General features: G+C 39.9%; 14 protein-coding genes. 6 read left to right on the forward strand and 8 right to left on the reverse strand.

The features are described 5' to 3' along the window. Positions 1-110: 110 nt before the first annotated feature. From ACFVSH_RS17535 to ACFVSH_RS17545, 3 genes are all read left to right on the forward strand, one after another. Entirely contained in the window at positions 111-665 is a 555-nt protein-coding gene (locus ACFVSH_RS17535) for a GNAT family N-acetyltransferase (protein ID WP_387604236.1), read from the forward strand. 205 nt (positions 666-870) lie between these two features. Further along, positions 871-1,263, forward strand: coding sequence for a CidA/LrgA family protein (locus ACFVSH_RS17540; protein ID WP_387604234.1), 393 nt, complete (start codon positions 871-873; stop codon positions 1,261-1,263). After that, positions 1,238-1,921: an LrgB family protein gene (locus ACFVSH_RS17545; RefSeq protein WP_387707100.1), complete on the forward strand. Its 684-nt coding sequence runs from the start codon at positions 1,238-1,240 to the stop codon at positions 1,919-1,921. Before ACFVSH_RS17540 ends, ACFVSH_RS17545 begins: the two co-directional genes overlap by 26 nt. Positions 1,922-1,964: 43 nt before the next feature. Here the strand turns inward: ACFVSH_RS17545 and ACFVSH_RS17550 are convergent, their stop codons facing one another. Then, positions 1,965-2,108, reverse strand: a complete 144-nt coding sequence (locus ACFVSH_RS17550; RefSeq protein WP_387707102.1) for a DUF2639 domain-containing protein — start codon at positions 2,106-2,108, stop codon at positions 1,965-1,967. 52 nt (positions 2,109-2,160) lie between these two features. After that, positions 2,161-3,249, reverse strand: coding sequence for an undecaprenyldiphospho-muramoylpentapeptide beta-N-acetylglucosaminyltransferase (locus tag ACFVSH_RS17555; protein WP_387604228.1), 1,089 nt, complete (start codon positions 3,247-3,249; stop codon positions 2,161-2,163). A gap of 193 nt (positions 3,250-3,442) precedes the next feature. On the opposite strand from ACFVSH_RS17555, the gene ACFVSH_RS17560 reads away from it, so the two are divergent. Both ACFVSH_RS17560 and ACFVSH_RS17565 read left to right on the forward strand, forming a co-directional pair. Next, the gene (locus ACFVSH_RS17560) at positions 3,443-4,555 is read left to right on the forward strand and encodes a mechanosensitive ion channel family protein (RefSeq protein WP_387604227.1); all 1,113 of its coding nucleotides are present in this window, start codon (positions 3,443-3,445) and stop codon (positions 4,553-4,555) included. 129 nt (positions 4,556-4,684) lie between these two features. Next, the gene (locus ACFVSH_RS17565) at positions 4,685-6,040 is read left to right on the forward strand and encodes an MATE family efflux transporter (RefSeq protein ID WP_260286374.1); all 1,356 of its coding nucleotides are present in this window, start codon (positions 4,685-4,687) and stop codon (positions 6,038-6,040) included. A gap of 64 nt (positions 6,041-6,104) precedes the next feature. On the opposite strand, the gene ACFVSH_RS17570 is transcribed toward ACFVSH_RS17565, so the two are convergent. Beyond that, entirely contained in the window at positions 6,105-6,878 is a 774-nt protein-coding gene (locus ACFVSH_RS17570; RefSeq protein ID WP_260286373.1) for an SDR family oxidoreductase, read from the reverse strand. Positions 6,879-7,094: 216 nt separating this feature from the next. Here ACFVSH_RS17570 and ACFVSH_RS17575 point away from each other — a divergent pair, with 216 nt between their 5' ends. Beyond that, on the forward strand, positions 7,095-7,520 hold the full coding sequence (locus tag ACFVSH_RS17575) for an Hsp20/alpha crystallin family protein (RefSeq protein WP_387604225.1): 426 nt from the start codon (positions 7,095-7,097) through the stop codon (positions 7,518-7,520). A 167-nt stretch (positions 7,521-7,687) separates the two neighbouring features. Here the strand turns inward: ACFVSH_RS17575 and ACFVSH_RS17580 are convergent, their stop codons facing one another. The 5 genes from ACFVSH_RS17580 to ACFVSH_RS17600 all read right to left on the reverse strand — a co-directional run bounded on the left by ACFVSH_RS17580 (position 7,688) and on the right by ACFVSH_RS17600 (position 12,381). Further along, on the reverse strand, positions 7,688-8,410 hold the full coding sequence (locus ACFVSH_RS17580; RefSeq protein ID WP_387604223.1) for a CAP domain-containing protein: 723 nt from the start codon (positions 8,408-8,410) through the stop codon (positions 7,688-7,690). Positions 8,411-8,857: 447 nt separating this feature from the next. Further along, complete coding sequence (locus ACFVSH_RS17585) at positions 8,858-9,295, reverse strand: FixH family protein (RefSeq protein WP_387604222.1); 438 nt, start codon at positions 9,293-9,295, stop codon at positions 8,858-8,860. Between the two features lie 19 nt (positions 9,296-9,314). Further along, positions 9,315-10,730 (reverse strand): sensor histidine kinase, encoded by a 1,416-nt coding sequence (locus ACFVSH_RS17590; protein WP_387604220.1) that lies wholly within the window; start codon positions 10,728-10,730, stop codon positions 9,315-9,317. Beyond that, the gene (locus ACFVSH_RS17595) at positions 10,727-11,413 is read right to left on the reverse strand and encodes a response regulator transcription factor (protein WP_098369359.1); all 687 of its coding nucleotides are present in this window, start codon (positions 11,411-11,413) and stop codon (positions 10,727-10,729) included. The genes ACFVSH_RS17590 and ACFVSH_RS17595 overlap by 4 nt, the downstream gene beginning before the upstream one ends. A gap of 5 nt (positions 11,414-11,418) precedes the next feature. Beyond that, positions 11,419-12,381 carry a YncE family protein gene (locus tag ACFVSH_RS17600; RefSeq protein WP_387604218.1) on the reverse strand — a complete coding sequence of 321 codons (963 nt, stop codon included), beginning with the start codon at positions 12,379-12,381 and terminating at the stop codon, positions 11,419-11,421. Positions 12,382-12,483 lie beyond the last annotated feature (102 nt).

Raw genomic sequence — 12,483 nt, forward strand, 5'->3', positions numbered from 1 at the left:
GTTCTAGTGGGTTCGATTCCCACCCCGAAATTTTTTGATGAGCGACTTAAAAAATTTCGAGGGTGGGCAGCGACTACGCATAAGAACTGCCCTCAAACGGAGGGACGGAAATGTTAAAAAAGAGAGATTTCACAGATTGTTTTTCTCTTTATGAACAAATGACGCATCCAGATGTCTTCCCTTTCGTGCGCCAAAAGGTAGATTCATATGAAGAATATGTTTTCATTACTAAGCAAACGATCGAAGCCGAAGATGCTGGGCAACTCATATCACGAACAATCTTGGATGAATGGGAAAATCCCATCGGTTGTATTTCTTTATACGATATTGAAAATGGTGCAGGTTTCTTAGGCACATGGCTCGGCAAGCCTTATCATGGAAAAGGGTATAATGCCATTGCAAAAGACGCTTTCTTTAAAGAGCTTTTTTTCGAGCTCGGTTTGGAAACGGTCTTCATGCGTATCCGCAAAAAAAATATCCGCTCTATAAAAGCCGCAGAAAAGCTTCCCTATGCCGTCAATGCCAACGAAACAAGAAAATCCCTTTATGATCAAATCAATCATGAAGGAGATATATACGATTTGTATGAAATCCCTAAAGATTTATACACCCTTCATATCCTTAGACAGCATGATGATGACGAACAACAGTTACTTGAAGCATAGAGCGATGAATATTTCAACATGGCTTTGCTTTTCTTTTCATATAATGGCCGGAGCTTCCAAACCTGGAAAGCTCTTTTTTCCATTTTCACAGGATGTTTAAGATCGATTGCTGCAAATCCCTATTCTTTTTAGTGATATTTTTTTATAATGAATACAATTGACCAATTCAACAATATATTCAAAGCATCATTGAAAGGACTTAATCATGAAAAAAACATTTGCTTTTATCGTGCAGCTCATCTTCCTGCTCATCATTTGCAAGCTCGGCTATTATTTAGCCCATGTACTTCATTTACCCATACCAGGCAACGTCATCGGCATGATTCTATTATTCGGTTTATTACAGACGAAGGTAATAAAAGTAGAATGGATTGAACTTACTTCAGGATTTTTGGTAAAGCACTTAGCCTTTTTCTTCATTCCCATTTCAATCAGTTTAATGACCATGGGATGGCTTTTCATTGAATTCGGTTTGCCATTGGCACTGACATTGGGAGTCAGCCTGGTTTTTGGATTCATCGTTTCGGCTTGGACCGTCCAGAAGCTATCCCATAGAGAAGAGGTTAAGCAGCATGACAGAGCTCATCACAACTTATAGCATCTTGATAACCATCCTTGCCTATTTCATTGGAAGGAAAATATATGCTAAACATCCATCACCTTTTACGACACCCGTATTTTTCAGTACGATTACAATTATTCTCGTACTGCTGATCAGCGGATTGGACTTCGAAGATTATTCACCAGGGAAGGACATCATCACCTACTTCCTGGGACCAGCAACCGTTGCTTTGGCCGTACCACTTTATAAAAATAGAAAAATAATCGTTAAATATGCAATGCCGGCAATTAGCGGCATGGTTTTTGGTCTTCTGGTCACATTGTTCATTGCCTTTGCCATCGCTAAAGCATTTTCACTTCCGCAAATCATGCTCCAAGGATTGGCGGTTAAATCCATTACAGTGCCCATCGCTGTTGAAATCACCGAACTTTATGGCGGTAATTCCAATATATCAGCAGCCTTCGTCATTTTGGCTGGGGTACTGGGTACGATGATCGCTCCAAAAATGATGGATAAACTAAACATTACGATGCCCTTCGCACGCGGTATCGCTTATGGTACGATCGCCCATGGGCTCGGAACGGCTCAAGCTGCCCAGGAAAGTGAGTTTACCGGGGCTGTCGCAGGTGCGGCAATGGCTATCGCAGGTATCCTTATTTCCTGTTTCTTTCCTTTTATAAGTAATTTCCTATAAGAAGAACCGCAGCGTCAACGACGTTGCGGTTCTTCTTTATGATTTATTTTTTTTGCAGATCGTCGTATAGACGCCTTAGAAGATAGGTTTTATACAGCTCCAGCTTTTTTTTCTCAATTGGATGATAGCTAATCCCTGCGGCTTTCAGCTGCTGAATGAACCACCCTTTGGAATATACATAAGCCATTCTACCCCCTCCTCTGTTCGAAAAAGATATGCTACATAGAGGGGATTGATACTTATTTTTTTGCACCCATTACTTTAAGTAATAATTCATACATTTCAGCTGCCGTTTTGAATGGGCGTTTTTGACGCATTTTCTCCTGATATTCATCCGATTGTTTCACTAAATCCGCTAATGTAGCATTAAAAATCCGGTCATTTAGCTCTTCTTCTTCGATGACTTTACAAAAACCCTGTTTTTCAAAGCTTGACGCATTCAGGATTTGATCTCCACGGGATGCATTGGCACTTAGAGGGATAAGCAACATCGGCTTTTGCAAAGCAAGGAATTCAAAAATTGAATTTGAACCTGCCCTTGACACAACGACATCAGCAGCCGCCAAAAGATCGAATAATTCTTCATGTACGAATTCAAAAGGCGTATATCCCCTTTGTTTCAATTCCGTTTTCACATTTCCCTTCCCGCAAATGTGAATAATCTGATAATCCTTTAATAAGGCATCAAGGTTATCTGTAATCAGATTATTGATTTTAACGGCCCCAAGGCTTCCTCCCATAACGAGCAATACCGGTTTGTTATTCGTGAATCCACAAAATGTCTTTCCAGCAGAAGCGTTTCCAGTAAAAATCCCATCGCGCAATACAGCGCCAAGATACATGGCCTTCTCTTTAGGAAGATCTTTTTCCGTTTCCTGGAAAGTGGTGAAGATTTTAGATGCAAGCGGCATGGCAATCTTATTAGCCAGACCAGGCGTATAATCCGATTCATGTATCGCGATCGGTATTCTCAGCATCCTGCCTGCCAAAACGACTGGAACCGAAACGAATCCACCTTTAGAAAAAATGAAATCCGGCTTGGTCTTTTTTAATATTTTTCGTGCATCAAAAATCCCTTTTATGACCCGGAAAGGATCTTTCATATTTTCAACAGATAGATAACGCCGAAATTTTCCAACGGAAATCGTTTCATAACGGACCTCGGGAAATTCCGTTTCGATGATATTTTTTTCAATGCCTTTTTTTGATCCAATATAAGTAACATCCCAATCATGCTTTAAAAATTCCGGGATGATTGCTGCATTAACAGATACATGACCGGCAGAACCGCCTCCGGTAAATACTATTTTCTTAGTCAATATTTCCACCTTCCAAACTTAAAAAATCACTTTGCATCCATATTACCATATATCCTTGCCATTAATAACTTGAAAAAGTATTCAGTGAATCGCTAAATCCCAATGATGAATGTAATCATCGATTATTTTTCCTTTTTCAGCATGAATATATTATAATCTTAGTATTCTACAATACTACAAGATACATTGGAGGAGTAATACATTGCAAGAAGTTTCTGAATCACTCGATCAATTTGATGGAATCGAAGCCTGGACCAAATTAGGAATTTCCATTGGCATTTTTCTAATTTTCCTTTTGCTTCGAAAAGTATTTACTACATATATATTCAAGTTCTTTCTACGACTTGCAGAAAAACGCAAAGTAGAATTTGCCGCCAACTTAATGCTCGCTATAGAACAACCGGTAAGATTGCTTATCGTTTTGATTGGTATCATTATATCCATGCACTATTTTCCGATCGACTCACCTTCGGTTGAATTCAGATCGAAAATATATAGATCGTTTTTTGTTTTCTTATTCTTTTGGACGATTTTTAATATCAGTTCGAGCTTTACTATATTATTTCCGAAATTGGTAAGTAAATTCGGACTTGAAGTCGATCAAATCGTCATGCCGTTCTTTACGAAAATCATAAAATTAATCATCATTGCTTTTGGTGCCTCCATCATTGCGGAAGAATGGGGATTTAATGTCGATGGATTTGTTGCAGGGCTTGGTTTGGGTGGTTTGGCTTTCGCTCTTGCCGCTAAAGATACCGTCAGCAATTTCTTTGGGGGTATCGTCATCGTTACCGAAAAACCTTTTACCATAGGAGATTGGGTCAAAACTCCCAGTGTGGAGGGAACCATCGAAGACATCACATTCCGAAGCACCAAAGTTCGGACTTTTGCCCAAGCTTTAGTTACAGTCCCAAATGCCACCCTTTCGAATGAACCGATCATCAACTGGTCCAAGATGGGCAAAAGACAGATTGCCTTTCATTTGGGCGTAAATGTCACGACACCAAAAGAAAAATTGGAAAATGTCATTAGGGAAATTGAAAAAATGCTCATTGATCATCCTGAAGTACATCCTGAAACGATTTTGGTTAAATTTGATGAGTTCAGTCATTCCGGTTTCAACCTTTACCTTTATTTCTTCACGAATGCGACGGACTTTGGGGGATATTTATCAATCAAAGAAGATGTGAACTTTAAAATAATGGAGATATTGGATCAGGAAGATGTACAAATTGCCATTCCTTCACAGGCATTCATTCTTCAAAAAGACTCAAATTTTGAAGCCATGAATGATTTTGAATCCATGCGCGACTGACAAAAGGACTTGCCCAATACGGCAAGTCTTTTTTAGCCTCTAATAAAAACTCTTAAAACATCACATGCTTATGTGATATAATTCTTTCATTGTGTTGAAAATTCCAAATATTGATATTGAGGTACTTTGATGAATCAGACTTATACTAAATCCCAAAAGATCCGCTTGTTATTTTATATATTGATACCTATCCTGATCACCCAAATCAGCATGTATGCCATGACTTTTTTTGATGTGATGATGTCGGGACAATACAGCACCCAGGACGTTGCTGGCGTCTCCATCGGCAGTTCGCTATGGACACCAGTGTACACGGGGCTGAGCGGGATATTGATTGCCTTGACGCCAGTGGTTTCGCAGCTGGTAGGTTCCAGGCAGTCTAAATCCGTTTCCTATTCCGTGATGCAGGCCATTTATTTAGCTGTAACTTTAGCCTTGATCATTTTAGTCATTGGGGCGTTTTCTTTGAACCCCATATTGAGTGCCATGGACCTTGAAGATGGTGTTCATATGGTGGCCCATGATTACTTGATCGCCCTTTCACTCGGCATCCTTCCTTTATTCGTTTATAATGCGTTGAGAGCTTTCATCGATGCTCTGGGACAGACTAGGATTTCCATGATCATCACCTTATGTGCACTCCCGGTAAACGTCCTTTTTAATTACCTGTTAATATACGGGAAGTTTGGATTCCCTGAACTTGGCGGTGTCGGTTCCGGTTACGCCACTGCCATTACGTATTGGTTAATTGCCCTTGTGGCCATCCTTGTTGTGATAAAAATCAACCCATTTTCGACATATGATGTTTTCAGTGAATTTTTCCGGGTTTCCTGGAAAGAATGGAAGGCCTTATTATTGATCGGGGTACCCATTGGACTGGCAATCTTTTTTGAAACCAGCATTTTCTCGGCCGTCACCCTTTTAATGAGTAAGTATGACACCGTGACAATTGCATCGCATCAGATCGCCATGAATTTTGCGTCACTGCTTTATATGATCCCGCTAAGTATATCCATGGCATTGACGATCGTCATTGGATTTGAAATTGGAGCAGCCCGTTATAAAGACGCCAAAGAGTATAGCTGGATTGGCATTTCGATGGCATTGACGATGTCGCTCGTTTTGTCGACCATCCTATTCCTCTTCCGCGAACCTGTGGCCGCTTTATACACCAAAGACCATGAGGTAATGATGCTGACTTCACATTTCTTGATATATGCCATCTTCTTTCAGATATCGGATGCCCTGCAGGCACCTATTCAGGGTATTTTGCGTGGATATAAAGATGTAAATGTCACATTTGCGATGTCACTTGTCTCCTACTGGATTCTCGGACTTCCCATTGGCTATTTCTTTGCAAAGTATACGGATATGGGAGCCTTTGGGTACTGGATCGGCTTAATTTCCGGCTTGGCTCTCGGAGCTATAGGCTTGGCAGCTCGCCTACGGTTCATACAGCAAGTCAAATATAAAAAAATGACGTAAAAAAAGGTGGAGCTGGATAATTCCGGCCCCACCCTTTTTCATTCTGAATTAAACTCCTAAACCACTAGGCTTTATATATTTTCCCAAGAACATCCTTACCGCCTGTTACCGGTATGATGCTGCCGGTAATGAAATCTGATTTTTCATCACAAAGGAACGTGATGACCCTCGCTATATCTTCCCCTGTTCCCGGTCTGCCGACTGGAACCGTATCATCCTTTTCTTCTCTCGCGACCCTAATTTCCTCCTCTTTCCAGTCACCTACGATATCACCGGGACAGACCATATTCACGGTGATGCCATGTGTAGCTTCTTCGGCAGCTAAAGTTCTTGTCAAGGAGGTCAAGCCGCTCTTGGCAGCAGCAAAAACAGAACGATAGATCCAACCTGGTGCTGTTTCACACCGTTCAAACCCCAATGTAATGACTCTACCCCAGTTTCTACTGCGCATTTGTGGAATAAGCTCTTTCGCAAAATAGAAAAAACCATTTAAATTCCCATCCATGATGTATTTCCATTCATCACTGCCATATTCAGTCATGGGCTTACGGTCATGCATATATGGCCCTGCATTATGAATGAAAATATCAACATGGCCAAATGACTCCGAAATCTTTTGCAAAATATTCAGGCAATCCTCCTCACTCGACGAGTCACCTTGAATCGCAATTGCCTTAACATGGTACCTTTCCTGTAATTCATCCACTAATGCTAAAGCTGCCTTTTTACTTTTTCGATAAGTAATGATAATGGACATTCCATTATCCGCGAGTGAAAGTGCCATCCTTTTGCCGATTCCCGTTGCTCCACCAGTAATAAAAGCTACTTTGTCATCCACAGGCTTTACCCTCTTTATCTAATGGATTTTACTTAATTATACATAAGTTTATTCCATTTTCGATAATTTAGTAATTATAAAAAAGAACCTATGGGCTTTAACTGCATAAAATATAACAAATAAACCTGTCAGACCAAAAGCAGGAGAGAGGAATCCATTATGTTTCCCTGGAATTCACTTTTTTCTTTTAAGAATAACTCGAACCAGAAGGAATTCATGAAAAATATGCAGCAAAGTGATGTACAATCGTTCATCGAAAAAGTATTTTCACAAGTCATCCCTGACAATATGCAAGGTATGATGAACCAAAATGATGGCAGCTCACAAGTAAATGGCGGCTCACAAGTAAATGCCAGATCTGAACTTCCTTTACATGCAGAAGTATTTGAAACCCACTTATATGTCTTTGTAAGAATTCCCATAGAAGATGAATCTTGGCTAAAAAAAATGAAACTTTACCATACATCTAACCAATCCATCATCGAGGGAGTTCCTGAAGAGTCGGATCGGCATGTCATTACACTCCCCGCACTTGTTAAGAAAAAAGGGGCATCGGCCCAATATAAAGAATCAACATTGGAAATACGTCTTCAGAAAAGTTTCAATACCCAGTATTCAGAAATCGATGTATCCGAGATATAAGCTGCTACACACCAGGGCCTCGCTGATAATAAAGTGCGGTTCCTGTTATTTTCTTGGTCCCACCCTTTTTTAGATTTCGATGTATTTTATTTCATGGAATGGAATGATCCATTCCCGCAAAAAAAAGAGCACCCCATGTCAATGGGATGCTCTTTTCTATTAATCTATTATTTTCCGATGAATTGTTGAGTCCAGTAGTTACCAGATTCTACATAACCTACTCCGATATGAGTAAAGCTAGGGTTCATGATGTTTTCACGGTGTCCTTGGCTATTCATCCAAGCTTGTACAACTTCTTCAGGTGTTTGTTGGCCTTGTGCGATGTTTTCGCCAGCTGTTGTATAGCTGATTCCGAATTGTTTCATCATATCGAATGGTGAGCCGTAAGTAGGGCTATTGTGATCAAAGTAGTTTTTATCTTTCATGTCTTGAGACTTAATACGTGCAACTTTGCTCAACTCAGTGTCGATTTTAAGAGCTGCCAAACCTTGTTTTTCACGTTCTGCATTTGTTAATTTAACAACTTGTTGTTCAAAGGCACTTAATTCAGAGCTTGTCTCTTGTTTTTCATCAGTTGATTTATTAGGTGTAACTGGTTTTGCTTCAGGTTTTGCTTGGTTCGTTGTTCCAGCTTCTTGCTGAACTGGTTTTTGAGCTGGCGTTTGAACTGGCGTTTGAGCTGGCATTTGTTGTGCCTGCGCTGCAGGTAAAGTGATATTGTATTTAGCTAGGTATTGGTTAAGGGCTTTTTGCATATCCTCTTTATTAGTAGATTTAAAAGTTACTTGTTTCACAGTATCACAGTTGGCTGCTTCAGCTTGGTTAGCTCCTACTCCTGTGAATATAATAGCTGCAGCCGCTGCTGCTGACATAAACATTTTCTTTTTCATTCGTAATTCCTCCTGTGATGTTCATTTTTTGTTGTGCTTTGCTTCTGGAATCATCATAACATGCGTTTTTTGTAATAAAGGCTCCATCAATTTCCAACAAATTCACAGGAAGGGAATGAAAATATATTTATGATTCAAGTTTCAGAGAACTCTTGCAAAAACGCTTTAACTATCTATGTTTCTGCCAGTAGTATAAATACTCATATTTTCTCATTTATTTCTTGTCAATGGTAGTTACATAGAACCATTTCCATTGAATACTAATAAATTTTATTTGACATATCCTTTCCTGCCTGCTTTTTATGACTTTCTTTACTTTTATGTTACAAATTTTTCGGTTTAACTTCGACATTTCGTCATTTCCCCCTATTGTCTTGAACATTTTTCCAAACAAAAAAAACAATCCGGTTTTAAACCCGGATTGTCTTGATTTCGATCGTACATTCTTCATTTCATTTCTTCATCATTCATCTCGTCCATTTCCTTTTTTTCGCCATTTTGTTCAGGAGTGCTTGGTTTTCCTATTACGAATTCTTTCTTTGGCATGTTGTGCATATCCCTTGCCGTTACATGGGCATATACATAGTAGGTTCCTTCTTCATCAAAATTCTGTTCCAATTCATATATGCCGTTCCCTTTATGTTTCACTGCGATTTTTTCATGATTTTCGCTATTCGCAAGCCAAATTTCAAAACTGACATCATCCGCATCTGTCACGGCTTCGTCCCCATATGTTACTTTTGCCTGAAATTTCACAGGCTCATTCACTTTACCCTGAATTGGATCGACAGCTAAATCGACATTTAACAGTTTCGGAATTTCCTCTTCCTTGCTGCATCCAGCCAAAAAAATTAACGCCATGCAAAATAACATGATTTTTTTCATTTTTGAACGTATCCCCTTTTTATGAATTCCATTCTTCTTTTATAATCGGTAGGATGACCCTGACTATTGTTCCCCTTTTTTCCTTGCTTTCTATTTCGATTTTACCATTTTGTAATTCCACCAATTTTTTGACAATGGACAGTCCAAGCCCTGACCCGCCATCAAAACGGCTGCGTGCTTTGTTCACTCGGTAAAAACGATTCATGATATATGGCAGATCGGCTTCCGGAATCCCGTTACCCGTATCAGTAACCAGCAGTTCGCAATCATCTTTATGCTGAATTAGGGCAATATGGATCGCCCCTCCGGAATCCGTGTACTGAATGGCATTATCAATAATGTTATGCAGGATCTGTTCCATCCTTCCTTCATCCCCCAAAATAATCGGGTCTGGATCCAGATCTAGCTGCAAGCCCAAATGCTTTTCTTTTATTATCGGTTCATATTTCACTAGTACATCTTCAATGAATTGCGCATAGGCAATTGGGGTTTTATTTAACAAGAATGGATCACTTTCCATTTTTGATAAGTCCATCAGATCTCCGACAAGCCGCTGCAGCCTAAGAGCCTCCCTTGAAATGAGTTGAAGGTATTTCCGTTGCTCTTCATCATTTTTCACGACACCATCCAATATAGCCTGCGTGTAGCCCTTTACGTAACTAAGCGGGGTTCTGAGTTCATGTGCAACATTTTCTAGAAATTCCTTTTTTCTTTCTTCTTCCATTTGGATGGAATTGGCCATATCATTAAAGGCCATTGCCAGTTTCCCTATTTCATCCTGACTCCTTACCTCGACCTGTATGTCATAATTCCCCTCTGAGACACGATGGGCTGCAGTCTCGATTTCCTTAATCGGACTGACTAGCTTTTTCAACCATTTCGTAGTAAACAAAATCGCGACAATCAAAAATAATAGAACTGCCGCCAACCATTTTGCGGCAAATTCCTTAAGTAAGACCGTAATGGAATCTACAGGAATATATGTATAGATGATACCTTCGAGCCGATTTTCGTCAATCAGTGGTATGATCGCCGCTACGATGTTCTTTTCAAACCTTTTCTCATATCCCTCTTTTTCAACTGCTTTTCCATCTAAAAGCATTTGCCGTTCTTCTTCAGAAATAAGGGTGTCATAATTGATTTCAAAAGGCAGACAGGCACTCAATTCCCTGGGATTGTTGACGACAAAGATCTCGCTGTCATTCTTACTGTTAAACCATTCAACTTTTTCCTTGAAATCTTCGCTGATTTCACCGCCGGAGTAATCTGCCCCTAGCAATGACGCTTCATTGACTAAATCCGTTTTAAGCTTCTCCACATATAGATTTTTATAATAATATTGAGAAAGTGAATAAGCGAACAGCACGGATAGGATGATGGCGGTGATGATGGTGAGCCATAATTTAAAAGAGAGGGTCCGCCATTTATTGATCATTTCTTTTCCTCTATCTTATAACCGATTCCCCAGACGGTTTGAATGTAATCGGCCGCTCGTAATTTCATTCGTAACGTTTTGATATGGGTATCCACTGTACGTAAAGATCCTCCATACTCCCCGCTCCATACATTTTCAAGCAGTTGTTCACGACTGAGTGCCTGGCTTTTATGACGCATGAGGAACAACAGCAATTCGAATTCCTTCAATGTTAAATTGATTGGCTTACCTTCGACCAAAACCGTTCTGGATTGTAAGTTCAAGCTAATTTTACCGAACCGGACATGGTTTTGACTCTCTTCATTCAATGATAATTTCCCTGTCCTTCGCAATACAGCTTCGACCCTTGCGACCAATTCTCCTGGATTGAACGGTTTGACGATATAATCGTCGCCGCCAAGCTTCAGCCCTTTCACCTTATCCCATTCTTCACCTTTCGCACTGACAAATATCACAGGGATTTCCCAATTTTCTCGGATTTCTTCACAAACGGAGAAACCATCCATACCTGGCATCATGATATCCAATAGGATTAAATCAACTTCCTCTGTTTCAACCATACTAATAGCTTCTTTTCCATTCGCAGCTTGAAGGCATCGATAACCTGAGTTCAGCAAATACATTTCAACTAGATTTCGCATATCCTCCTCATCATCCACGACTAAAATGGTGTAAACATGCATGTCATCTACTCCCTCAACATCAATTGGAACGGACCTTCGCCGACTTTGATCGTTTTTTTAACATCGACTGTTTCAGCATCCATTACATACACTTCATCACTATCATAACCCGCCACGATCACATCTTCGTTGAAGTTCGCCATTTCAAAGGGGTTAACGCCGACCACTTTGCTTTTCACTACTTCATATTGATCATTCAATTTATATAAAGAGCTTGTACCATGACTAAGGACAAATATGCCTTCAGCATTCTCAAGGAACTTTATCGGCATGGTTGGAGCCTTCAGCTTATTCTTCAACTCTCCCGTTTTTGCCGAATAAATATATAGATCTTCTTCCACTTTGTCCCCATCACCGTGTCCTCCGATCCATATTTCATCCTTTTCTTCCCTTAACAATGTGCCTGTGCTGGAACTATGTACAGGAAATTCAAAATCGACCTTTTTCGTTTCAAGGTTTATCACAGAACATTTGGTATCACCAAAATTAATAACATACAAACGATTCTCTTGCACTCCTTGAAGAACGGTCAGGGGGCTTTTACCAACCTTGACAATATCCTGTTTCTCTCCATCTGTATTTAAAAAATAAATGGATTGATTCGATTGGTTGACTGCCACGATGCTTTTTCCATCACGTAATAACTGCATATTAACGATCCCTTTGCCAATTTCCCAACTGTTTATCAATTTTCCTGCTGATAAAGAGTACACTTGGACTTTCTCCATCTCTTTTCCATAAAGCAGGATAGTATCTTTGTCTGCCAGGAGCAGGGCTCCGGTAAATGGTTCTGAAATATCCCATTTTGCAAATGGATGATAGTTTTCATCTATGAAAGTCAGTGAGGTATCCTTGATATTGACAGTCGCCAGGAAAGATTCATTTTTATTGATTTTAGTATATGCATTACCGCTATTACACCCAGTAAGCAGTACGATGGCAAGAAAAAACCCAATGCCCCACTTCATATTCTAAGCTCCTTATTCATTAAATATCTATTTTTTAGGCTGTTTTCGCATACTTTGTTGCTATTTACCAAGGAAAGCGGTGTGGTTGATTTCCCCTCCAGA

The sequence above is a fragment of the Peribacillus sp. NPDC058002 genome, from assembly GCF_042886655.1.
Lineage (GTDB): Bacteria > Bacillota > Bacilli > Bacillales > DSM-1321 > Peribacillus > Peribacillus aracenensis.

Excerpts from the sequence above, each read along its gene's own strand:
- ACFVSH_RS17580 (WP_387604223.1), bottom strand. The coding sequence starts at position 8,410 with ATGAAAAAGAAAATGTTTATGTCAGCAGCAGCGGCTGCAGCTATTATA.
- ACFVSH_RS17565 (WP_260286374.1), top strand. The coding sequence starts at position 4,685 with ATGAATCAGACTTATACTAAATCCCAAAAGATCCGCTTGTTATTTTAT.
- ACFVSH_RS17595 (WP_098369359.1), bottom strand. The coding sequence starts at position 11,413 with ATGCATGTTTACACCATTTTAGTCGTGGATGATGAGGAGGATATGCGA.
- ACFVSH_RS17545 (WP_387707100.1), top strand. The coding sequence starts at position 1,238 with ATGACAGAGCTCATCACAACTTATAGCATCTTGATAACCATCCTTGCC.
- ACFVSH_RS17540 (WP_387604234.1), top strand. The coding sequence starts at position 871 with ATGAAAAAAACATTTGCTTTTATCGTGCAGCTCATCTTCCTGCTCATC.
- ACFVSH_RS17590 (WP_387604220.1), bottom strand. The coding sequence starts at position 10,730 with ATGATCAATAAATGGCGGACCCTCTCTTTTAAATTATGGCTCACCATC.
- ACFVSH_RS17550 (WP_387707102.1), bottom strand. The coding sequence starts at position 2,108 with ATGGCTTATGTATATTCCAAAGGGTGGTTCATTCAGCAGCTGAAAGCC.
- ACFVSH_RS17575 (WP_387604225.1), top strand. The coding sequence starts at position 7,095 with ATGAAAAATATGCAGCAAAGTGATGTACAATCGTTCATCGAAAAAGTA.
- ACFVSH_RS17600 (WP_387604218.1), bottom strand. The coding sequence starts at position 12,381 with ATGAAGTGGGGCATTGGGTTTTTTCTTGCCATCGTACTGCTTACTGGG.
- ACFVSH_RS17535 (WP_387604236.1), top strand. The coding sequence starts at position 111 with ATGTTAAAAAAGAGAGATTTCACAGATTGTTTTTCTCTTTATGAACAA.
- ACFVSH_RS17585 (WP_387604222.1), bottom strand. The coding sequence starts at position 9,295 with ATGAAAAAAATCATGTTATTTTGCATGGCGTTAATTTTTTTGGCTGGA.